Origin of the sequence: Mycobacterium farcinogenes (genome assembly GCF_019739075.1) — a bacterium.
Classification (GTDB): domain Bacteria; phylum Actinomycetota; class Actinomycetes; order Mycobacteriales; family Mycobacteriaceae; genus Mycobacterium; species Mycobacterium senegalense.
On sequence record NZ_CP081673.1, the window covers coordinates 2576177 to 2596490 of the forward strand.

A 20314-nucleotide genomic window follows, 5' to 3' on the forward strand; every position below is an offset into this window, starting at 1 on the left:
CCGCCGTTGACTGACGTGCAGCGCGCGCGGTTGACCCGATTGTTGCGGCCGGTTCATATTCCATCCGCCGATGAGGGGGCGGCATGAGGCATTAGACGTAGCGTCCCACGGGTCATGTGATTTTTCGAATTAGAACCTGTTCCACACAGCGCCATTTCGGCAATTTCGACACGCCCGGGCATAAACACGCCGTTGTTTCTATTACGACTTTATAACAATGTGCACATATAACTCTAAACCTCAACCATAGTTTACATAAGAGGTTTTGCCGTAAATGCTGGTCAAAGACATTTTTGCAATCTTTGAGCCGATCATTCTTCCGCATATATATGGGGAGTGTTTTTAAAACTCGTTTCGCACAACTACTACTAATAGTTGTCACCTTAATGCCCATCGCCACGAAAGAGAGTACCGCATGAAAACCGGTAGAGACGCCAAGCTCGAAAAAGAGGCCAACGCCCTACTTAAGGCAAGCGCCAAGCCTAAGGGTGCCCGCGAGGATCGCGAAATCGAACGGGCAATGTATGAAGCCGGACTGCTCACCCTAGAAGAGCTTAAGTTTTACGACCCAGTGAACGATTGGGACTCGAAACATTCGGCCTACACACTCACCACGAGCGACATAGACGCCATTGAGCCGACGCTGGGCGCCGAACGGGATGACGGCCTGGAACGGCGTCGTAACCGGCGTCGTGAGGAGAAATTGCCGCTGTTGCGACACGTTGATCTGGAAAGCGAAGATGATTGGCCATCGCCGCCCGAGAAACCGGCTCCCAAGCTTGGCCAGCTCGACAAGGGCGGGCGGAAAACATGCACCTCATGTGGCATATCAAAGGGCCTCGAATTCTTTTCACCCTATCGCCGTAATGCTGATGGCCTGCATTCGAGCTGCAAGACTTGCCGGCGTCAGAAGGCCAAAGAATCGTACGTCAGAAAATCTGACGCTAATGGTAGCAATTAGCCATTAAACCGCAGGTCAATGGTTGTGCCGTGACTAGTCATCACGTGATAAGCCGCCCCGGCGATAGGGGGGAATATCTTTTTGCCCAAAAACGGTGTGCCCACTTTAGGCACAACATCAACAACAATGAATGAAGGGGGAGCCGTGTGCGCCCATAAAGATATTTACCTTAACGGTGAATGCAAAGTCTGCGACCGAGAAGCGCAGGCCAGGTATCGCCAGCGTCGAAAGGTCGGCATGGCGTTGCTCCACGCCGCCGAGTCCCGAGGCTTGACCGGAAGCGAGGCCGTCGCACTACTGCAAGCCATCGACGGCCCGACCATTCGAGGGGTTATGTCCCAATGGCGGTAACCAAGGTCCAGCGCCGAGGTAATGGCGGCGCGATTATTCGCCGTGGACAGGGCTGGATCGTCCTTACTCGGGATGAAGTCGAGAGCCTTGTCCACGATCTGAATCAACATCTATGCGACCCGCGAAATCGGGTAGGGGAGACCAACAGAATTGGCAGCGACTAAGGGATTCAAATTCCGGTACCTCAAGAGCCTGCACGGCAAGAAACTGTCAGACAAGCATTACCGAATCCTCGTTACCCTGCTGGACTACGCCGAGGGTGACGGCACGAATGCCCACCCAGGTAACGAGGTGCTGGCCCGAGACTGCAATTGTCACGTACAGACAGTGAAGACTGCTCTGGCGTGGCTCACTGCTCACGGATACATCATCCTGGTTAGGCGCGGCCGGAAGAACTGCGGTGCGTCCGTCTATCGCTTCCCGGAAGATTTACAGGGTAGCCGTAGCGATACCTTGAAAGACAATCTCAAGGTACAATCTGACACCATTTCCGCAGGGGTTCAAGGTACAACCCAGACTGTACGCCATCATACCAATACCAGTACTACTGGCAGTAAAATGCTGCCAAGTGGTGAGTATGTGGGTGGTAGTTCTTGGGAGTCTAGAGATTCTTCCGGATCGCCTGACGGCGACCGGGACGGGGTGGGGTTTACGCTCGCTGGCGCTCGCGGCTACCCACAAGTCAATGAGCAGGTAAAGCAATACCAGGATTACTGGACGTCTTCACCAAGCGGTGAGGACGTAGACGATGAATCTCCGGTAGTGGGTGTGGGCAGCCAAGAACAGAGTTCCGCCGCGCCGCGCATGTCTACATGTTGGTGCAGTGATTGCGGGAAGCCGATCACCGATAGGGAATGCAAACAAACCGGTGACGGCACGCATACCGCCTACCGATTTTTCCATTTGGGTTGCTCGAATAGCGATCCGTGGGCGGGCCCCGAGACGATTGTGGCCACGCCCTAGAAAACAGTCTTAGCGAGTTGAGAATTGGAATTGACAACAAACAATCAAACGTCAGCTACCCCGTTGGCTGTACAGGTGGCGGCATCTGACGGCGGGCTGGCATCAGTTCCACTGCGGGCTGACGCTACCGGCTGGATTGCCGTCCTGGACGGCTGGACCTACTACTTGAGCTGCGTACACACCGGACAGACCTCGGCAACGCACTCCTCGCATTCGAGGTGGGCCACCCCATGACGCCTGACGAGGTTAGGGCGATCGTGCGTGAAGAACTGGACGGGGTGGCCGAAACGGTCCTAATGCAGGCGGCATTCGACTTCCCCTCAAAGGAAGAGGCGGGGATTACCGCAGACACTCCTGTCGCGAACGATCTATACGACGCGTTATCGCGGCTCCTCGCCCCGTAACTCTCGCCGCAGTGCGATGATCTTCAGCTCTAGATTGAAGACACCTAGTACGGCAAGGATCGCTGCCGACATGGGCAGAGTGAGCGCTTTCGCCACGCCCTTGGACTTCTCGTCCGCTGCCGCTAACTGGTCTCTAATCCAGATGCTTGTTTCCGCCTCGGGTGGCAATGTGAACGCGCGAATCCTGCTGAAGTCTGCGGGGTCGGGGATTTTCGCGTCAGGCTCTTCGGTCATGGACCAAAGGTTATATGCGCCGACATAGCCGACATGGCCGATTCGGCACAAGCAGCAAGAGAACTTGCCGCCGATCAACGGGTTACGGATTCCCACTCCGCCGGCAAGAACCGCGCACTAATCCTTTAAGCGCGCGGCGTGGGGTCGCAGTTGATCGGAGCGACCCAACAAACCCGGCCCCGACTGTCTGAGCCTCACCGCTCCGGTCGGGGCCGGCCCCATTTTCAAACCGAAGGAATCCCCATTGATACAGATCACCGATGACCGCCTACAGATCGGCGGGACGCCTCGGATCGTCCTGTACGGCGTCCACGCGCAAGCACTTGCCCGCGCGCTTAGAGGCATCCGCGACGCTGGCCGCGACGCCACCCCAGCAACGATTCTCACGGACCGATCCTCCGTCGCGGTCACACCTGTAGCACCTTCGGGGGTCACGCTCACTCGGGGTCGCACCGAACTGAGTCTCACGGGCGCCGAATGCAAACGGATCGTGGAGGGGTTCGGCGCATGACGACGATTCAAGCAACGGTCCAGGACGAGGGTTCACGCTGGGTTCGCATCCTGAAACCTGTTGGCCAGGGTGTCGTGAGCGTCGGCGTCCAGAAGACCGAGGCACGTTCGGTGGCGTCAGCGATCCTCGAAGGTGTCGAGGGTTGGGCGGTCAACGGGCAGGCCCGCACAACGACTCTGCCCGCCCTCATGGGCGGTGACATCCTGACCATCACCATCACTCGGCGGGGCGGCATCCGGCTTGCGTACCAGCTTCCCGATGGTGAAGAGCGCTACATGCACCTCGCCCAGTCCGAGGCCGCCGACGTCGCGCTGGCACTGGTGGAGCTGACCGAGTGAGCCGCGACCGCCGTACGCGCAGCGTGAAGTGTGGCGGTGACTGCGAGCGGAAGACACGGCACCGTTCGGGCTTCTGTATGGATCACCGCCCGCCACGGGTGACGCGCACCGAACACCACATAGAAATTGTGCACAACTTCGGATCAATCCAATTATCAGAATCAGCCGCTATCCAATTGTCGAACATGCTTATCGACGCTATCGAGGGGGAGCCGTGCGGATAACTATCGACACGCCCCATGGTCCGCCGTTCATTATCTCCGACCGCAGCGATGGGACAATTCGACTGGAACGGAAGATCGCTGGCGATGGTAAGCGAATCATGCTGTTCATGGACAGTTGCGTCGCGAGATTGATCGCAGACGGATTGCATGACATTGCGGATGAACTCGAAGAGAGAGGGAGCTATGGGTAACAATTATCGCAACGCGCAACCCGGCGGGCGTATCAATAAGAAAGTCAGAGCGTGGGTGCTGGCCCGCCATCCGCAATGTCAATTGGCTTTTGAGGGTATTTGTACGGGTCGCTCCACTGATGTTGACCACGTTATTGCGGTGTCCGATGGCGGCTCAGATCACCACACAAACCTTCGCGGCGTGTGCCATGAATGCCACCTTCATCACTCCGCTAAACACGCTCGGGCCAAGCAGCTGCGCCCGGTCAACACACATAGACGTGATCTATCCAAACCGGTCTACCTTGCTGGTGGTCCTGCTTTCGAGCTACCCGAACCGCCTGGCATCAAGATTCAGCGTGAACGGGCAGAGCAACAACGGCGTGAATGGGCGGAAAGAATGGCGCAAGAGGCCGCAGAATACGGCGATGAAGGTGATACCACCGGGGAGCGGTAAAACTCGCTCAGAATCGCGCACAGACGGCAGGAATGGCGCATTCGGAGGGGCTGGGGAGTTGATCCCCTCCTGGTCTCCCTGTCTCTTGGCCACCCACCCGTTTGCCAGCCTTTATGCAAAAAGGATCTGTGGACGGCGAAAATGGCCCATTTCCGCTGCTAGCCGGCGTTTTGACGCTGTTTTCCATGTCTCTAATGACCGGTATTTGTAACCAATAGGAGGTTAATCCCGTGGCTAATCGCCCACAAACCGCAGGTAGTCGCCTGCGTAAACGCTTGAACGCGATACTGGACGAGTACTCAAAACAGGCTGGACGGGTGGCTGAATGGTCGGCTGCCGAACAACTGATTGTTGACGAAGCGTGCGCTACGGCTAATCGCCGGGAGAAGGTTCAAGCTCATTTTGATGAGTTGGAAACCGCGACCGAAGATCAGATTCTGAAATGGTCGGCAGAATTGCGGCTGCTGACGAAACTTATTGTCGAGCTTGTCGGCAAGCTTGATGTTAAACCCGCAGTAGACAATGACCGTCATCTCAAGGCGGCGAGAGCACGATGGAGCTGAATTGCCTATCTTTGTGAAAGAGTCTTCTTCCCGACCTATTTGTCAGATTTGCGGCTACACCGTGGGTGGCTGGCCGTTCGGAGACGAAACCGAATGCTGGCATTCGTCCATTATTGACGAGCATTCAACGGGTGAGACTTGCGGCCAATGTGGGGAGCCTTTTCTACCCGCCTACGGGCTATTGAACCCGCAGAAGACGTACGCAATAAACAAACCTGCCCGTCCGTCGTGTGATTGCGCGAAGTTGCCGTGTGTGTCGTGCGGCAAGCTCGTTACAGCCTCGTCGCGGGAGCGCGATAAATGCCGAGAATGCCATTTCGCCGAACTTTAAGGAGATAACAACAATGGCCAACGACCCAGCGGCGATCGCCGCGAAGCTAGCCAAGCTCTACGAGACCGAGCCCGTACAGGAACCAACCGAGCCGGATACCGAGCCGGTCGGTAAAGGCAACATCATTCCGTCCGCGGGGAATCAGCCCGACCATGTACCGACCGAAAAGGAACTGATCGGCCTGGCTGAACAGGCTGGCGATACCGAGCAGTCAACGCGACTAAAGAATGAGCAGCTGCAAAAGCTGATCGCAAAAACCTACGGGATGAACCCTTAAAGGAGAAATATGTTTCTAGCACCCCCAATGGCAGCCGGCGCCTGGACTAGCTTTGACCGTGCCGTTGCCGCCCTGGAAAAGCGCGGTATCCCGATCCCGGACGAGTACCACGCCCTGAAAGCTCGGCTCTCCGAGTACGGCGCGATCTCTACACCGATGCGCGCCAAGTTGATCGAGGCCGTATTGGCAGGAAGTGGCGACGTGGAGTCACTGCGCAGCCAAGCCCTCGCGGAGACCGTCACCTCGCGTGAGATTGATGAGGCGGTGCAGAATGCTGTTCGACGCCGCTGCCGCGAGGTCTACAGCGGGGTTGCCGCCGACGTCTACAACGAGGTGGCAGCGCGCTTCGACGTTGCCGCTGCCGAGCTGACGAAATGTTTTAAGGTGATCAGCCCCGAGGCCGATCCTGCCGAAGTCATTACCGCCGATGACAAAACGCGACGGGCCTACACGGACGGGCAGGCTGCCGCGAAGGAGTTGAGCGATCTTGTCGATTTGCTACAGATCGCAGCCGAGCTGGCCGGCGCCGAACGCCCGCACAATGACCAGCCGGCCAGCAGTGAACTGCACGACGTAGGCATTGATCAGATGCAGCTTGGGCTGACGGTTCGCTTTGACGGCCATGTCCGGCGGCTGTGGGAGTCCTGGTCGTCAGACGGTCCGCGCACTGGCTCGCAGTGGTCGGCGCTGCTGGCATTGGGTGCGACGATCAAGGCCGCACCGTTGGACGAATATGTCCCACAACGTCGGGCAAAGCCGCTCTTGGAGCGTCGGGAGACTGTTGCCGATGACACCTACGGCCCCGGCGACGAGACCTATCGACCTGCCATGCGGACGATCACCAGGATTATCGACCCAGAAGACGAGCTGGTGCCTGAGTGGAACGACGTGCAAGGCGGATTTAAGCCTGTTCAGCCGCCGCAGCCGGTGACCTCGACCGTGGCGGAGACGCGCTAACGGTCGTACAGGTTCAGTCTGGTGTGGCGACAGATCTGCGGTCGGCGCGGACCGGAACCCGGAAAGCGCACGTGACTGCAGGGAGTCTGTAGACTAATAAGGGTGCTACGCCAACCCGGCATGGTCGACGTAGCTACTGTCCCTTAGAAGGGCCAGTTGTTAACTAGCTGCAAAAGAAGCCTGCAGATCTGCGCGAAGGCCGAAACCTTTGTCCAATCTGTGGGCTTCTTCGGTCTCAATGAGGCCATTCAGCCAATCACCCCCTTTCTCCCGGTAGCTCCGAGTCTGTGTCGCTGCGCTGTGACGCGCGAGGGCATGTAACAGACTTGTGAGCTTTCCCGGTTGCCGCGAGAGCAAGGAGGAAAGGTTGATGATAGTCAGAGTTGCTCTGCGGCGAGGCAGGTTTCCGCCATTCCTGGGTGGCACTCTCAGGCCCTTTTTCGGAGTAGCCAGGCCGGGATCCAATGAGTGACAGTTCCCTGTGCCGAGCCGTGGCGGATGGGGTAGCTGACCAACCCCCACCATCCGCCTTGTTCCCCGACGCCCCACCAGGTCAACTGACCCTCCACCACCGAGGACATTTGTAGCCCCCTGGGGTTGTACCTGCCCTGGGGTGGATGCGGTTGGCGGGGGAACAGGGCACACAGATCGACCAGGACCGGCATCGGCGGATCAACCTGGCGGAACGGTTCGGCGACCGGCTGGCCGCAGTAGCCGATTCCCTGCATACCCACTGTTCGATCATACGTTCGATGGAACCGGGTGGCCTCCCGCTACGTCTGAAAGGGTATGAGGCCCCTTACGGACATCGACGCGGAGCTGTGGCTTGCCTCCCTGATACGCGCAGCTTGTCGGCGTAACGGCGATCCACTGCCCAGTACGGGGCGGGTGGATGAGTTGTTAGACGAGCGTCTCGCGGCGCGCCAGCCAACCACTGCGGGGGTTTGCCGGTAGCGTGAAAGACGCCTTTATAGCCGCTCTGAAGGTCGGTTTTAACCCGCTACCGCCAGGAGGCTGCCATGTCCTACCGGGAATACGAACGCTTGACCAATCAGGTTTGCAAGCGTGGCGCTCGGATCAAGATTCGTCGCACCGAGTTCTTTGCGTTGCAACAGGATGGACCGTTTGACGTCGAAGAGGTGCAGCTCTGTTGCCCCGAGTGCGAACGCGAATCGCTCGACGCCTGACGTGAAGAAACCCCAGCGATCTTGCCGGGGTTTCTCCGTAACGACGATATTCAAGAGTGCTTAGCGTTTCGCCACCCAAAGATGCGGAGCGGGCATTTCGTGTTTGAGCATCGCACGGACACGTTGGCCTGACCGCTCTTGCGCGGCCGGCCGAACCTGATCTCCATATCCCGCTTGCACAGCCTGCATTTGGGCGGCCTCATGCGCGCCTGGTGTGCGCGCTGCCATCCTGGGATGCCGATTCCCTTCATTGGTAGCGCTCGATCTCTTCTGCGGCTGCAACGAGGTTCTCGCCTCGCTCACGCGCTTGGGCAGCCGTGCGCTGATCGTCGTTCCCGGCGAACACGTACCGCTCGACGCGGCCACTGTCGTATTGCTGAATGACGATCCGCACGTCGCCGCGAGCGGTGCCGTCGCAGAAGCGGTAGATGCTCACCCCGTCGTCAATCCACCGGCCGACAGTGACGGCTCCAGCGGGTACTGGCACATCGGCCAGCCAGGTCTGTAACAGGTTTTCTTTCACGAAGTCGCGGGCGTGCGCCACTAGCTGCTCCGCTTTGCGTTCGTAATCACCGTGTGCGTCGAGCCGCACCATCTCGGCCTGCTGGTCGGGGTCGAGTTCGCCGCGGTAGTCAGTCCAGTCGGTAGTCATTGGATTGCCCTTTCGGTCCAGTTTCCTGCTTTGTTTACAGACTCACACATCTGACCGCGGTGTCGGGCGCCAACGTCACGATTGTCTGTGGCGCGCTCTTGCTGAGCGCTGTGCTCATCGGGCCGCGGGTGGCGGTGCTACTCGCCGGTGCCGGACTGGTGGTTTTCGTCATCGTGGTACAGCCTTCGGCCAGCGTGCTGCGCGCGGCGGTGATGGGCGCGGTGACGCTGCTGGCGGTGTTGACCCACCGGCGCCGCCAAGCCGTGCCCGCATTGGCCGCCAGCGTGATCGCGCTGATGATCGCCGCACCCGAACTCGCGGTGGACGTCGGTTTCGCGCTGTCGGTCTGCGCCACAGCGGGCATCGTCGTCTTGGCACCGGCGTGGGCGCGCCGACTGCAGGAGCGTGGGTGGCCGCGGCCGGTGGCGGCGGCGGTCAGTGTCGCGGTGGTGGCCCAGCTGGTCACGGCGCCACTGGTGGCGGGAATCTCGGGAACCGTCAGCCTGGTGGCGGTGGCAGCCAATCTCGCAGTGGCCGGGCTGATTCCGCCGATCACCGTGCTCGGCACGGCGGCCGCGGTGTGTTCGGGTATCTGGCCGGGCGGGGCGCAGCTGCTGATCCGCTTCACCGGACCGGAGTTGTGGTGGCTGCTGTCGGTGGCGCGGTGGGCCTCGGCACTGCCGGCCGCCGCGCTGCCGGCGCCCTCGGGGCTGGCCGGTGTGGCGGCAGTCGCGCTGGGAGGTGTGGCGTTGACGGTGTTGTGGCGGCTGCGCTGGGTGCGTCGCGCACTGGCTGTGCTGGTGTTCGGATTGCTGGCCTGGACGCTGGCGGGGCAGGTGGCCGGAGCTGTCGGGTCGGCGTGACACGATCATCGGTGTGAGCGAACAGATCGACGGTCTGCACCTGGTTCTGGGCGATGAGGAACTGCTGGTCGAACGAGCCGTGGGGGCGGTGTTGCGGGCGCTGCGTCAGCAGGCCGGGTCCGACGACGTCCCGGTGGACCGGATGCGGGCCGGCGAGGTGAGCACCAGCGAGCTCGCCGAGCTGCTGAGCCCGTCGCTGTTCGCCGAGGAACGCATGGTGGTGCTGGAGGCCGCCGGCGAGGCGGGTAAGGACGCCGTGGCCCTGATCGCCTCGGCCGCAGCCGATCTGCCGCCCGGCACGGTGCTGGTGGTCATCCATTCCGGCGGGGGCCGCGCCAAGGCTCTGGCCGATCAGTTGAAAAAACTTGGTGCACAAGTTCATCCGTGCGCCAAGATCACCAAGCCGGCCGAGCGGGCGGACTTCGTGCGGGCCGAGTTTCGCCGGTTACGCGCCAAGGTGTCCGACGACACGGTCAACGCGGTGCTCGACGCGGTCGGATCCAACATTCGTGAGCTCGCTGCGGTCTGTTCGCAACTGGTGGCCGACACCGCCGGACAGGTCGACGCCGTCGCGGTGCGGCGCTATCACAGCGGAAAGGCCGAGGTGAAGGGCTTCGACATCGCGGACAAGGCCGTCACCGGAGATGTCGCCGGGGCCGCCGAGGCGTTGCGGTGGGCGATGCTGGCCGGTGAGCCGCAGGTGGTGCTGGCCGATGCGCTGGCCGAAGCGGTGCACACCATCGCGCGGGTGGGCCCGCTCTCGGGAGATCCCTACCGGCTCGCGGGTGAACTGGGGATGCCGCCGTGGCGGGTGCAGAAGGCCCAGAAGCAGGCGCGCCGTTGGTCGCGTGACTCGGTGGCCGAGGCCATGCGGGTGGTCGCCACCCTCAACGCAGACGTAAAGGGCGCAGCGGCAGATGCCGACTACGCCCTTGAGACAGCCGTGCGCCGGGTGGCGGAACTCGCCACCCGGTGAACCGGCGGTATTGCTCGGGGTGACCCCCGGAGGATCAGAGCTTGTTGAACGCCAGGGCCAGGGCCGACTTCTTGTTGGCGGCCTGATTGGCGTGGATGACGCCCTTGCTGGCGGCCTTGTCGAGCTTGCGGCTGGTCGACACCAGCAACTCGGCGGCCTTGTCCTTCTCGCCCGCCTCGACGGCCTCGCGGAAGCCACGCACAGCCGTACGCAGCGACGACTTCACGGACTGGTTACGCAGCCGGCGACGCTCGTTGGTGAGGATGCGCTTTTCCTGCGACTTGATGTTGGCCACGTAAAAATTCCTTCGTAATTCTCTAGCTGGGGTTACCGAAGTCTGGGTGCGCACACCCGCACTGCGGGCAGCGACTGTTCAGGGTACCAGCGAGGCCCCTGAACTCCCAAAGCGGCGCAGGCCGAACGCCGGGTGCAGCGGGCCTGGTTTTGGCCATTCATACCACGTCAATCGGCCTTTGGCCTGCCGAAACGGGCTGGGGCATTGACCCGGCGAAACCCTGCGGGGTGGGGCAGCATGTTGAGGGTGAGCCTGAGAACTGTCCGTACCCAAGGGGCCGACTCGAACGGGTCGAAGCCGGCCGGCCAACGTGCCGGCGCGGCCCGGCGCGTCAAGCACCAGGGCGTCTTCGACGGCTACAACCGGCTGGGCCGCTACTCAGAGGCCTTCGACGAGATGTTCGACGCCGCCGGCAACGTCCGCGGCCCGTACAAGGGCATCTTCGCTGAGCTTGCTCCGTCCGATGCCTCGGAACTGCAGTCGCGCTCGGAGGCGTTGGGTCGGGCTTTCATCGACCAGGGCATCACGTTCTCGCTGTCCGGCCAGGAGCGGCCGTTTCCACTCGATCTGGTGCCGCGGGTTATCTCGGCGGCCGAGTGGTCTCGACTCGAGCGCGGCATCACCCAGCGGGTCAAGGCGCTGGAGTGCTACCTCGACGACATCTACGGCGAACAGGAGATCCTGCGTGACGGTGTGATCCCGCGGCGGTTGGTGACCTCGTGTGAGCACTTTCACCGTGAGGCCGCCGGGATCGTCCCGCCCAACGGGGTGCGCATCCACGTCGCGGGTATCGACCTGATTCGCGACGACAAGGGCGACTTCCGGGTGCTCGAGGACAACCTGCGTTCCCCCTCTGGGGTGTCCTATGTGATGGAGAACCGCCGCACCATGGCGCGGGTTTTCCCGAACCTGTTCGCCACTCATCGTGTGCGGGCCGTCGGCGACTATTCCTCGCACCTGCTGCGGGCGCTGCGCAATGCCGCACCCACCAATGTCGCCGATCCCACCGTCGTCGTGCTGACCCCCGGTGTTTACAACTCGGCCTACTTCGAACATTCCCTGCTGGCCCGGCAGATGGGTGTCGAACTGGTCGAGGGCCGCGACCTGTTCTGCCGCGACAACGCCGTCTACATGCGCACCACCGAGGGTGAGCGTCAGGTGGACGTGATCTACCGCCGCATCGACGACACGTTCCTGGACCCGATGCAGTTCCGACCCGACTCGGTGCTCGGGGTCGCCGGGCTGCTCAACGCCGCCCGTGCGGGCAACGTGGTGATCTCGAGTGCGGTGGGCAACGGCGTCGGTGACGACAAGCTCGTCTACACCTATGTGCCGACCATCATCGAGTACTACCTCGGCGAGAAACCGATCCTGGCCAACGTAGACACCTACCGCTGTTGGTTGGACTCCGAACGCGAGGAAGTGCTCGACCGGATCGACGAACTGGTCATCAAACCGGTCGAGGGTTCGGGTGGTTACGGCATCGTGTTCGGCCCGGACGCCTCGGAGAAGGAGTTGACGGCCATCGCCAAGAAGATCCGCGCCGACCCGCGCGGCTGGATCGCTCAGCCGGTGATGCAACTGTCGACGGTGCCCACGCAGATCGACAGCAAGCTGGCTCCGCGGCATGTGGATCTGCGCCCGTTCGCGGTCAACGACGGCAACGACGTCTGGGTGCTGCCCGGTGGGCTGACCCGGGTGGCGTTGCCGGAAGGGTCTCTGGTGGTCAACTCCAGTCAGGGCGGCGGTTCGAAGGACACCTGGGTGCTGGCGTCGCGGACCTCGGCGGCCGACCGCGAGCTGGCTGCCGCCGAGGTGGTGCGGTCGCTGCCCAAGTCCGCCAAAGGGCCGAAAACCAATGGCGCCCCCGAGGGTTCGTCGTCTCAACAACAGCAGTAGGGGGTGGGGACAGATGCTGGCACGCAATGCCGAGTCGCTGTACTGGATCGGGCGTTATGTGGAACGCGCCGACGACACCGCACGCATTCTCGACGTCACGGTGCATCAGCTGTTGGAAGATTCCAGCGTCGACCCGGATGTGGCCTCGCGCACGCTGCTGCGGGTGCTCGGTATCGACCCGCCCGCGCGGCGGCTGGATGTGTGGTCGCTGACCGATATCGTGGCGTTCAGCCGGGACAGTGGCGGCAATTCGATCGTGGACTCGATCTCGGCGGCGCGTGAAAACGCCCGCGGCGCCAGGGAAGTCACCTCGACCGAGATCTGGGAGTGCCTCAACACCACCTACAACGCACTGGCCGAGCGCGAGCGTGCGGCCAAACGGCTGGGGCCCCATGAGTTCCTGTCCTACGTGGAGGGACGCGCGGCGATGTTCGCCGGCCTGGCGGATTCGACGTTGAGCCGCGACGACGGCTACCGGTTCATGGTGCTGGGCCGCGCGATCGAGCGGGTCGACATGACCGTCCGGCTGCTGCTGTCTCGAGTGGGGGACAGCGGATCGTCTCCGGCCTGGGTCACGCTGCTGCGCTCGGCCGGTGCCCATGACACCTACCTGCGGACCTACCGTGGTGCACTCGACGCCGGTCGGGTGGTCGAGTTCATGTTGCTCGACCGGCTGTTCCCGCGGTCGATCTTCTACTCGCTGCGGTTGGCCGAACACAGTCTCGACGAGTTGCTCAACCGGCCGCACAGCCGATTGGGGGCCACGGCCGAGGCGCAGCGCCTGCTGGGCCGGGCGCGCAGTGAGCTGGAGTTCCTGCAGCCGGGTGCGCTGCTGGAATCCCTGGACGGCCGGCTGGCGGGGCTACAGAAGACCTGTCGTGATGTGGGAGAAGCGTTGGCGCTGCAGTACTTCCATTCGGCTCCGTGGGTGGCCTGGACCGATGCCGGGCATGGCGAGGGGGTCGTGATCGAGGAGGGCGAAGTCTGATGTGGCGGCTGCGGGTGGTGCACTCCACGGGATATGCCTACAAGTCGGCGGTGACCGCGTCTTTCAACGAGGCCCGGCTGACCCCGCGTTCCGATTCGCGTCAGAACGTGATCCTGAACCGGGTCGAGACGATTCCGGCCACCAGGTCTTATCGATACGTCGACTACTGGGGCACGGCGGTGACCGCGTTCGACCTACACGCCCCGCACACCGAGTTGGAGGTCTCGGGCTCCTCGGTGGTCGAGACCGAGGTGGCCGAGAAACCAGAGGAGCGGGCGAGCTGGGACGACCTGCGCTCGGAGGCGGTGATCGACCGCTTCGACGAGGTACTCAGCCCGACGCACTACACCCCGCACAGCCGGCGCATCGCGCGGGTCGGGCAGCGAATCGCCAGGGAACACGACCCGTTCGAAGCGGTGACGGCCGTGGCCCAGTGGGTGCGCAGCGAACTCGACTACGTTCCGGGCACCACCGGGGTTCACTCCTCTGGGCTGGACGCCCTGCGCGAGGGCAAGGGTGTGTGCCAGGACTTCGCTCATCTCTCCCTGATCATGTTGCGGGCCATGGGGATCCCGGCTCGCTACGTGTCGGGTTATCTGCACCCGACGCGCGAGGCCGCGGTGGGCGACACCATCGACGGGCAGAGCCACGCCTGGATCCAGGCGTGGGCCGGTGGCTGGTGGCATTACGACCCGACCAACGACAGCGAGATCACCGAGCAGTACGTCAGCGTCGGGGTGGGCCGGGACTACTCGGATGTGGCCCCGCTCAAGGGAATCTATTCGGGTGAGGGATCGACCGATCTCGACGTGGTGGTGGAGGTCACCCGACTGGCTTGACGCGGCCCGCGCTGCGCCCCAGATTGCGGAAGCCGGGGTGGACGTGCGGAGTCAGCCCCTGGTGGTCGGCGAGGGTCTCCAGCAGGCCGCGGAGCTGGTCGCGTTGTTTGGCGTCCAGCGCGGCGGTCATGCGGTCATCGTGCCGGCGCGCCAGCTCTCCGATACGACGTAGCGTCTTCTTGCCCGCCGTGCTGAGGAACAGCGCGTGCAGGCGGCGGTCGTCGGGGTTGCGCCGGCGCTCGACGTAGCCGCGGTCCTCCAGGTCGTCGACATAACTGACGACACGACTCGGCAGCAGACCCAGCTGGGTGCTCAAAGACTGTTGGCTGAGTCCCGGTTGCGCTCCGATGGCACGCAGGATTCCGGCATGCGGCGGGGTAAGTTCGAGTGTCGCCATCTGCTCGGCGAACTGCGTCGCGGCTCGGTGACCGAGCTGTGCCAACAGAAACGCCACGGTGTCCGGCGGGCCAGGTTCCATGCTGAAACGGTATCAGCACCAAACGGTTCACCATCGCAAACATTCACTCGGTCGCGCTCTTGCGCTGCTGTGCTCTTGCGCTCTCGCGCTCATGCGGTCGCACGCTCTTGCGCTCTTGCGCTCATGCGGTCGCACGCTCTTGCGACGAAGCTTCCGTGAGCATATCGTTCAAAAGATGAACGATTCGTCAGGTGATGGAATGCAATCCCCGCAGCGCGGTGGTCGACAAGGCGGACCGCCGCTGGCTCCCGTGGCAGCGGTCTCGCTCGTGTTGCTGCTGGCCGGGCTCGGTGTCAGCGTTGCATTGGGCGGCGTGATGCCACTGCCGTACGGCGCGGCCGCAGACGTCCTGCGATATGTCCACGACCATCCCGCCGCGGTACAAGCGGCAGCGGTGGGAACATTCGCCGCGTCGGTGCCGCTGGCCATCTACGCCGCGACCGTGAGTACCCGCCTGCGACAGCTCGGGGTGACGGCGCCCGGTGCGACGATCGCGCTGTCCGGCGGCATTCTGGCGGCCGGCTCGCTGGCGTTGTCCGGGTTGATCTGCTGGACGATGTCCCGGGCTGAGGTAGTGGTGGACGACAGCCTGATTCGCGCGCTCTATTACCTGGTGTTTCTCACCGGCGGGGTCGGGCACATCGTCGCGCTCGGCCTGCTGCTCGCCGGCATCGCGGTGCCCAGCCTCATCCTCGGGTTGCTCCCGCGCCCGGTGGCCTGGATTGGCCTGGCGATCGCAGCGCTGGCGGAACTGGCCACGCTGGTGCTGATCTGGCCGGAATCGGCGGTGATCCTGCCGATCGCGCGGTTTACCGGTCTGGTCTGGCTGATCGTTGCCGGAGCCCTTCTGCCCGCGCGCCGGGCAGCTCGGAACCGGTCATGAAGGTCAGTGTGAGCGTCACGAACTATTCGTGGCCGGATCCGATTCACCACAGGTTGTCCTCGCTGGCAAGCGTTCTCGACGGCACCGCCGTGGACACCCTGTGGGTGCCCGATCATCTCGTTCAGGCCGATCCAGCCAGTGCCGTCGACGAACCGATGCTCGAGGCCTACACCGCACTCGGGTACCTCGCTGCGGCGACGAGCCGAATCCGGTTGGGTGCCATGGTGACCGCGGCGACCATTCGGGCGCCCGCGTTATCGGTCAAGGCCGTCACGACGCTCGACGTCCTCTCCGGCGGCCGTGCCTGGTTCGGGCTCGGTGCGGGCTACAACGCGGCCGAAGCACGCGCAATGGGTCTGTTCCTGCCGGGCACCGCAGAACGGTTCGAGCGGATGACCGAGCTGCTACGGCTGGCGCATCACATGTGGGACGGTGACCAATCCGCCTTCCTGGGAAAACATCTGACAGCGCAGCGGCCCATCGGCAGTCCTCGTCCGGTCACGGTGCCGCACCCTCCGGTGTTGATCGGCGGCACCGGCGAGCGCCGCACGCTGCGGCTCGTGGCGCAGTACGGTGACGCCTGCAATCTGTTCGACGTGCCCGACGGCGGCATCGCGATCCGCAGACAGCTCGAGGTTCTCGATCGACACTGCGCCGATGTCGGTCGGCCGGCCGGCGATATCGAGCGCACTGTCACCACGGCGTTTCACGACGGCGAACGGTCCGACGCGCTCGTCGAGCGGTGCCGTGGGCTGGCCGAACTGGGTCTGCAGCACGTCGTGCTGATCACTCGCGGACGCCCTTGGGTCGCTGGTGATCTCGACATCGTCGCAACAGTGGCCGATCAGCTCGCAGCCTAAGACGACAGGCCGAGGTGCCAGCGAAGGGCGTGGGCTTGGGATGCATCGATGCCGTGGGCCGCGGCATCGATGAGGGCACCCAGGTGATCGACGGTGGACGGGTGCGGCTTCTGGTACGTCGTGGAGGCCTCGTGGTCCAGCCACCCGGTGAGATCTGATCTGGCATGGGCGCGAAGCTTTTCGTCGGGGTCGACGACGCCGCCGAGGTCCGCCGCGATCCGAGTCCAGGTGTCCCTGCTGACCAGCAGGCTGAACGCGGCGCGTCGTACGTGTGGCGGTTGGTCAGCGCTCAGCAGGTTCCACAACAGATCCGTCGGCGGCAGACCGGGCTGCCCGCGTAGTGCCGCCAGCACCTCGCGCACGACGATCGGGGCCGGGTCGGTGATCATGCCCGCGATCCTGTCGAGCGGGCCGCCCAGCCGGCGCACCGCCCGCACCGCTTCGGCACGCACCCGTGGGCGGTCGTGCCCGAGATAGCCGCAGACCCGCTCCGCGTCATCGGTCGTCCCGCACTCGCCGAGGCCGGCGAGCACGCCGCGCAGCTGTGAGTCGTCCACGGAGAGCAGCATTTCCCGGTAGCGGTCGCCCGAGTCGAGGCCGGCCCGCCGCATCGCCCACTGGGCAGTGGCTCGCACCGCCGCGGACCGGTCGGGGAGCAAGGATTCCCCTGCTTCCGGGTGTCCGATCTGGACCAGCCCGGCCAGCGCCTCCCCGCGGACGCGCGCGAAGCGGGCGCCGAGCAAGCGTTCCAACGTGTCCCGTCGACGATCACCGGCGGCGGCACGGATGGCCGCGTCCACACACAGGCTCTGGCAGATGTTGTCGTGCTCGGCGAGGGCCGCTTCGACCACCGCTGCCGAATCGGCCCGCCCCGGTTCCAGCCACACCCGGTAGGCGAGCCTACGCACGGGAAGGTCGTCGCTCTTGCGGGCCGTGGTGAGCGTCCCAGGCGAAAGCTTGCGGAACGCCTCGGCCACCGCTGCGACGGCATTGTCACCGCGGCGCCAATCCCGCATCGCCATCGCCACCCCGGCCGCTCGCATCAACGCGTCCGTATCCGCGGCGTCGAGCGCTGAGGCAAGTGCCCGGGTGGCGTCGACCCGAACGGGTTCCGCCCAGTCGGCGGACCGGATCAACAACATCGGGAGCAGCTGTTGATCGCTGACCATCAGTGGCGCATTCACGGCACGCTGCCGTAGCCGCCCGTTTCCGGAACAGGCAGTGAGCAGCAGCGCGACGGAATCTGAGCCGTCCCAGGCGGCGTCGAAGATGAGTGGCCACCGGTCACTGGGATGGCTCCACCTCCGGAACTCGACGTCCAGCCGCAGCCAGGTGCGCGGGCGTACACCCGACAACACCCGCATTACCTTGTCGGGCTCGGCCCTTTCGAGGGCCAGCTGTATGAGTAAGTCCGCCGCCGCGTAGAGGCTGCCACCACGGTCCGCGTCCGCCATGGCGGTGGCCAAGTCGTCGAGCGCGCCGTCGTCACCCTGCATCGCGATCGTCCCCCTGCCAGACCAGTGCGGTTCAGTGTGCGGGCAGAGCCCGGCCGATGCCAACGGATTTCGACGCAGGCGGCCGAATCAGCTGCCCGAGCGGGTGCACACTCCCGGGTGAACCTGGACGCGGTGCAGGTCGTCACCCAGTTCGATCTGGCGGTCGAAGATCGAGGCGGCCAGTGCCCGCCAGGCGTCCTCGGTACCCGCGGCGATGCCGGGCACGTAGTGGGTGAGGATCAGGATCCCGACCCCGGCCCGCGCAGCGGTGGCCGCCGCCTCCTGCACCGAGGAGTGATAGTCGCAGATGTCGCGGATCCGTTGCTGGGGAAGAAGTTCGATCAGGTCTTTGCGAATTGCCGTGTGTACCAAGGCCCCTGCGCCGGCGGCCAGTGCGTCCAGGCTGGGGCACGGTACGGTGTCGCCGGCTGCCACCACCGAGGCGCCGCCATGCTCGATCCGGAAAGCGATCGTCGGCGTCACCGGCTGGTGATCGGTGGGCGCGACCCGGATATCGGCACCGCCGTGTTCCCACACCAGCCCGTCGGTGTGCTCACGAACTTCCACCTGCGGCGGGCTGGTGAGGTCGGCATGGTGGGCGATGCGGTAGCCGATGTCGTGCCCGAAAGCGCGCAGCGTCGCCTCGACCACCTCTGCGGTTCCGGGCGGGCCGATGATCGGCAGCGGCGGTGCGTCCGGGGTGAACGTGCTCACCCAGCGGGTGATGATCACATCGCCCAGGTCGGCGATGTGATCGCTGTGCAGATGGGTCAGCAGCAGTGCGCTGAGCTGGTTGGCGCCGGCACCGACCGCGGCCAGGCGCTGCAGCACTCCGCGGCCGCAGTCGATGAGAAACATCTGGTCGCCCGCGCGCACCAGGGTTGACGGCCCGGCCCGCTCCGGATCAGGGATCGGGCTACCGGTGCCGAGCAGCGTGACCTCGATCATGGCCCCATTCCTACTCCTTTCCAGCGTCTTTTCCAGCCCGAACGTGTGTGCCTCCTTTCTTCCTGACGACCATCGACCTAGCCTGGTGTGAGGTGGATCACGATCGGAGGCGGCCGATGCGAATCGCGGACGTGCTGAAGAACAAGGGCACGGCGGTGGTGACGATTTCGCCGGAGACCACGGTGACAGAACTGTTGGCCGGGCTGACCGAGCTGAACATCGGCGCCATGGTGGTGATGGGACCTGACGGACTGGCGGGCATCGTCTCGGAGCGTGACGTGGTCCGCAAGCTGCACGAGCGGGGCAGCAGCCTGCTCGCCCAACCGGTGTCGGAGATCATGACCACGGTGGTGGCGACCTGCACGCCGCGCGACACCGTGGATCACCTCAGTGCGTTGATGACTGAGAACCGGGTGCGGCACATCCCCGTGTTCGACGGCGGCAGGCTGGCCGGCATCGTCAGCATCGGCGACATCGTCAAGACGCGGATGGAAGAGCTCGAGGCCGAGCAGGAGCAGTTGCAGGCCTATATCACCCAGAGTCGTTGACAGGTCCGCACCGGGAGTTTGTGCAATGGTGGGCGAGTGGCTGCCGTTGACGTCCGTCCCCCGAACAAGTCCGACGTGTCGCGGCTCGCCGCCGTCCTGGGCCGGGCGTTCCACCACGACCCGGTGATGTCGTGGATTCTGGCCGACGATGCCCGTCGGGCCAAGGGGTTGCCGCGCATGTTCGCGGCGATCACGCGCCATCATTTCCTCGCCGGCGGCGGTGCCGAAGTGGCCGTCCGCGATGGTGAGATCGCGGCGGCAGCGCTCTGGGACGGGCCCGGCCGCTGGAAGCAAAGTCCCGGTGAAGAACTGCGGATGCTGCCGACGATGTTGCTGGCGTTCGGCCGCGACATGCGACGCGGCCAACAGGTCGTCGAGCTCATGAAGCAGCACCATCCTGAGGAACCGCACTGGTATCTGGCCGTGATCGGCAGCGATCCGACCGTGCGCGGTGGCGGCTTCGGGCACGCCCTCATGCAGTCGCGGCTCGATCGGGTGGATGCCGAGCACGCTCCGGCCTATCTGGAATCGAGCAACCCCGCCAACATCCCGTACTACTTGCGGTTCGGGTTCGAAGTCACCGGCGAGATCGCGCTCCCTGACCGCGGCCCGGTCATGACGGCAATGTGGCGGCGGCCGCGGTAGGCCCGATCGTCCGCCG

At 63.9% G+C, this 20314-nt stretch carries 23 protein-coding genes and 1 pseudogene; 17 read left to right on the plus strand and 7 right to left on the minus strand.

Annotated features, from left to right (window positions below; genetic code table 11):
* The first annotated feature begins 415 nt into the window (after positions 1-415).
* Both K6L26_RS12220 and K6L26_RS12225 read left to right on the plus strand, forming a co-directional pair.
* On the plus strand, positions 416-961 hold the full coding sequence (locus tag K6L26_RS12220) for a hypothetical protein (protein WP_221853179.1): 546 nt from the start codon (positions 416-418) through the stop codon (positions 959-961).
* A gap of 501 nt (positions 962-1462) precedes the next feature.
* On the plus strand, positions 1463-2275 hold the full coding sequence (locus K6L26_RS12225) for a helix-turn-helix domain-containing protein (protein ID WP_221853180.1): 813 nt from the start codon (positions 1463-1465) through the stop codon (positions 2273-2275).
* 380 nt (positions 2276-2655) lie between these two features.
* Here the strand turns inward: K6L26_RS12225 and K6L26_RS12230 are convergent, their stop codons facing one another.
* Complete coding sequence (locus K6L26_RS12230; protein ID WP_221853181.1) at positions 2656-2913, minus strand: hypothetical protein; 258 nt, start codon at positions 2911-2913, stop codon at positions 2656-2658.
* Positions 2914-3420: 507 nt separating this feature from the next.
* Between K6L26_RS12230 and K6L26_RS12235 the strand changes: the two genes are divergently transcribed.
* From K6L26_RS12235 to K6L26_RS12255, 5 genes are all read left to right on the plus strand, one after another.
* Positions 3421-3762, plus strand: coding sequence for a hypothetical protein (locus K6L26_RS12235; RefSeq protein WP_221853182.1), 342 nt, complete (start codon positions 3421-3423; stop codon positions 3760-3762).
* A 407-nt stretch (positions 3763-4169) separates the two neighbouring features.
* Complete coding sequence (locus tag K6L26_RS12240; RefSeq protein ID WP_245008723.1) at positions 4170-4613, plus strand: HNH endonuclease; 444 nt, start codon at positions 4170-4172, stop codon at positions 4611-4613.
* 230 nt (positions 4614-4843) lie between these two features.
* Positions 4844-5176, plus strand: a complete 333-nt coding sequence (locus K6L26_RS12245; RefSeq protein ID WP_221853184.1) for a hypothetical protein — start codon at positions 4844-4846, stop codon at positions 5174-5176.
* 344 nt (positions 5177-5520) lie between these two features.
* A complete protein-coding gene (locus K6L26_RS12250) occupies positions 5521-5784 on the plus strand; it encodes a hypothetical protein (protein WP_221853185.1) in 264 nt (87 codons plus the stop codon).
* A gap of 27 nt (positions 5785-5811) precedes the next feature.
* Positions 5812-6741, plus strand: coding sequence for a hypothetical protein (locus K6L26_RS12255; RefSeq protein WP_221853186.1), 930 nt, complete (start codon positions 5812-5814; stop codon positions 6739-6741).
* 428 nt (positions 6742-7169) lie between these two features.
* Here K6L26_RS12255 and K6L26_RS12260 read toward each other — a convergent pair whose 3' ends face one another.
* Complete coding sequence (locus K6L26_RS12260; protein WP_435405366.1) at positions 7170-7469, minus strand: hypothetical protein; 300 nt, start codon at positions 7467-7469, stop codon at positions 7170-7172.
* 291 nt (positions 7470-7760) lie between these two features.
* Between K6L26_RS12260 and K6L26_RS12265 the strand changes: the two genes are divergently transcribed.
* Positions 7761-7928: a hypothetical protein gene (locus K6L26_RS12265; protein WP_221853188.1), complete on the plus strand. Its 168-nt coding sequence runs from the start codon at positions 7761-7763 to the stop codon at positions 7926-7928.
* Positions 7929-8175: 247 nt separating this feature from the next.
* On the opposite strand, the gene K6L26_RS12270 is transcribed toward K6L26_RS12265, so the two are convergent.
* Positions 8176-8580 carry a hypothetical protein gene (locus K6L26_RS12270; protein ID WP_221853189.1) on the minus strand — a complete coding sequence of 135 codons (405 nt, stop codon included), beginning with the start codon at positions 8578-8580 and terminating at the stop codon, positions 8176-8178.
* A gap of 41 nt (positions 8581-8621) precedes the next feature.
* Here K6L26_RS12270 and K6L26_RS12275 point away from each other — a divergent pair.
* Both K6L26_RS12275 and holA read left to right on the plus strand, forming a co-directional pair.
* Positions 8622-9443 (plus strand): annotated as a pseudogene (locus tag K6L26_RS12275) (ComEC/Rec2 family competence protein); the annotation flags it as partial.
* A gap of 13 nt (positions 9444-9456) precedes the next feature.
* Positions 9457-10419, plus strand: a complete 963-nt coding sequence (holA, locus tag K6L26_RS12280) for a DNA polymerase III subunit delta (RefSeq protein ID WP_019345153.1) — start codon at positions 9457-9459, stop codon at positions 10417-10419.
* A 34-nt stretch (positions 10420-10453) separates the two neighbouring features.
* On the opposite strand, the gene rpsT is transcribed toward holA, so the two are convergent.
* The gene (gene rpsT, locus K6L26_RS12285) at positions 10454-10714 is read right to left on the minus strand and encodes a 30S ribosomal protein S20 (RefSeq protein WP_019345154.1); all 261 of its coding nucleotides are present in this window, start codon (positions 10712-10714) and stop codon (positions 10454-10456) included.
* Between the two features lie 237 nt (positions 10715-10951).
* Here rpsT and K6L26_RS12290 point away from each other — a divergent pair, with 237 nt between their 5' ends.
* Genes K6L26_RS12290 through K6L26_RS12300 form a run of 3 tightly spaced genes read left to right on the plus strand, consistent with a single transcriptional unit; the run spans position 10952 to position 14440 of the window.
* Entirely contained in the window at positions 10952-12613 is a 1662-nt protein-coding gene (locus K6L26_RS12290) for a circularly permuted type 2 ATP-grasp protein (protein ID WP_019345155.1), read from the plus strand.
* 13 nt (positions 12614-12626) lie between these two features.
* Positions 12627-13601: an alpha-E domain-containing protein gene (locus tag K6L26_RS12295; protein WP_019345156.1), complete on the plus strand. Its 975-nt coding sequence runs from the start codon at positions 12627-12629 to the stop codon at positions 13599-13601.
* Positions 13601-14440, plus strand: coding sequence for a transglutaminase family protein (locus K6L26_RS12300; RefSeq protein WP_019345157.1), 840 nt, complete (start codon positions 13601-13603; stop codon positions 14438-14440). Before K6L26_RS12295 ends, K6L26_RS12300 begins: the two co-directional genes overlap by 1 nt.
* On the opposite strand, the gene K6L26_RS12305 is transcribed toward K6L26_RS12300, so the two are convergent.
* Positions 14424-14918 (minus strand): MarR family winged helix-turn-helix transcriptional regulator, encoded by a 495-nt coding sequence (locus K6L26_RS12305; protein WP_064899385.1) that lies wholly within the window; start codon positions 14916-14918, stop codon positions 14424-14426. The genes K6L26_RS12300 and K6L26_RS12305 overlap by 17 nt on opposite strands.
* A gap of 175 nt (positions 14919-15093) precedes the next feature.
* Between K6L26_RS12305 and K6L26_RS12310 the strand changes: the two genes are divergently transcribed.
* Positions 15094-15801 carry a hypothetical protein gene (locus tag K6L26_RS12310; RefSeq protein ID WP_221853190.1) on the plus strand — a complete coding sequence of 236 codons (708 nt, stop codon included), beginning with the start codon at positions 15094-15096 and terminating at the stop codon, positions 15799-15801.
* Between the two features lie 8 nt (positions 15802-15809).
* Positions 15810-16661, plus strand: a complete 852-nt coding sequence (locus tag K6L26_RS12315; protein ID WP_245008724.1) for an LLM class flavin-dependent oxidoreductase — start codon at positions 15810-15812, stop codon at positions 16659-16661.
* Here the strand turns inward: K6L26_RS12315 and K6L26_RS12320 are convergent.
* Positions 16658-18157, minus strand: coding sequence for a HEAT repeat domain-containing protein (locus K6L26_RS12320; RefSeq protein ID WP_221853192.1), 1500 nt, complete (start codon positions 18155-18157; stop codon positions 16658-16660). The two genes, K6L26_RS12315 and K6L26_RS12320, sit on opposite strands and share 4 nt — an antisense overlap.
* A gap of 87 nt (positions 18158-18244) precedes the next feature.
* On the minus strand, positions 18245-19105 hold the full coding sequence (locus K6L26_RS12325; RefSeq protein WP_036393579.1) for a ribonuclease Z: 861 nt from the start codon (positions 19103-19105) through the stop codon (positions 18245-18247).
* A gap of 116 nt (positions 19106-19221) precedes the next feature.
* Here K6L26_RS12325 and K6L26_RS12330 point away from each other — a divergent pair, with 116 nt between their 5' ends.
* Together K6L26_RS12330 and K6L26_RS12335 are read left to right on the plus strand one after the other, a co-directional pair.
* Positions 19222-19653 carry a CBS domain-containing protein gene (locus K6L26_RS12330; protein ID WP_036394211.1) on the plus strand — a complete coding sequence of 144 codons (432 nt, stop codon included), beginning with the start codon at positions 19222-19224 and terminating at the stop codon, positions 19651-19653.
* Between the two features lie 36 nt (positions 19654-19689).
* On the plus strand, positions 19690-20298 hold the full coding sequence (locus K6L26_RS12335; protein WP_043368348.1) for a GNAT family N-acetyltransferase: 609 nt from the start codon (positions 19690-19692) through the stop codon (positions 20296-20298).
* Positions 20299-20314 lie beyond the last annotated feature (16 nt).

Excerpts from the sequence above, each read along its gene's own strand:
- K6L26_RS12260 (WP_435405366.1), bottom strand. The coding sequence starts at position 7,469 with ATGCAGGGAATCGGCTACTGCGGCCAGCCGGTCGCCGAACCGTTCCGC.
- K6L26_RS12265 (WP_221853188.1), top strand. The coding sequence starts at position 7,761 with ATGTCCTACCGGGAATACGAACGCTTGACCAATCAGGTTTGCAAGCGT.
- K6L26_RS12330 (WP_036394211.1), top strand. The coding sequence starts at position 19,222 with ATGCGAATCGCGGACGTGCTGAAGAACAAGGGCACGGCGGTGGTGACG.
- K6L26_RS12255 (WP_221853186.1), top strand. The coding sequence starts at position 5,812 with ATGGCAGCCGGCGCCTGGACTAGCTTTGACCGTGCCGTTGCCGCCCTG.
- K6L26_RS12235 (WP_221853182.1), top strand. The coding sequence starts at position 3,421 with ATGACGACGATTCAAGCAACGGTCCAGGACGAGGGTTCACGCTGGGTT.
- K6L26_RS12300 (WP_019345157.1), top strand. The coding sequence starts at position 13,601 with ATGTGGCGGCTGCGGGTGGTGCACTCCACGGGATATGCCTACAAGTCG.
- K6L26_RS12250 (WP_221853185.1), top strand. The coding sequence starts at position 5,521 with ATGGCCAACGACCCAGCGGCGATCGCCGCGAAGCTAGCCAAGCTCTAC.
- K6L26_RS12295 (WP_019345156.1), top strand. The coding sequence starts at position 12,627 with ATGCTGGCACGCAATGCCGAGTCGCTGTACTGGATCGGGCGTTATGTG.
- K6L26_RS12240 (WP_245008723.1), top strand. The coding sequence starts at position 4,170 with ATGGGTAACAATTATCGCAACGCGCAACCCGGCGGGCGTATCAATAAG.
- K6L26_RS12220 (WP_221853179.1), top strand. The coding sequence starts at position 416 with ATGAAAACCGGTAGAGACGCCAAGCTCGAAAAAGAGGCCAACGCCCTA.
- K6L26_RS12230 (WP_221853181.1), bottom strand. The coding sequence starts at position 2,913 with ATGACCGAAGAGCCTGACGCGAAAATCCCCGACCCCGCAGACTTCAGC.
- K6L26_RS12270 (WP_221853189.1), bottom strand. The coding sequence starts at position 8,580 with ATGACTACCGACTGGACTGACTACCGCGGCGAACTCGACCCCGACCAG.
- K6L26_RS12290 (WP_019345155.1), top strand. The coding sequence starts at position 10,952 with ATGTTGAGGGTGAGCCTGAGAACTGTCCGTACCCAAGGGGCCGACTCG.
- K6L26_RS12325 (WP_036393579.1), bottom strand. The coding sequence starts at position 19,105 with ATGATCGAGGTCACGCTGCTCGGCACCGGTAGCCCGATCCCTGATCCG.
- K6L26_RS12320 (WP_221853192.1), bottom strand. The coding sequence starts at position 18,157 with ATGCAGGGTGACGACGGCGCGCTCGACGACTTGGCCACCGCCATGGCG.
- K6L26_RS12310 (WP_221853190.1), top strand. The coding sequence starts at position 15,094 with ATGAACGATTCGTCAGGTGATGGAATGCAATCCCCGCAGCGCGGTGGT.
- K6L26_RS12305 (WP_064899385.1), bottom strand. The coding sequence starts at position 14,918 with ATGGAACCTGGCCCGCCGGACACCGTGGCGTTTCTGTTGGCACAGCTC.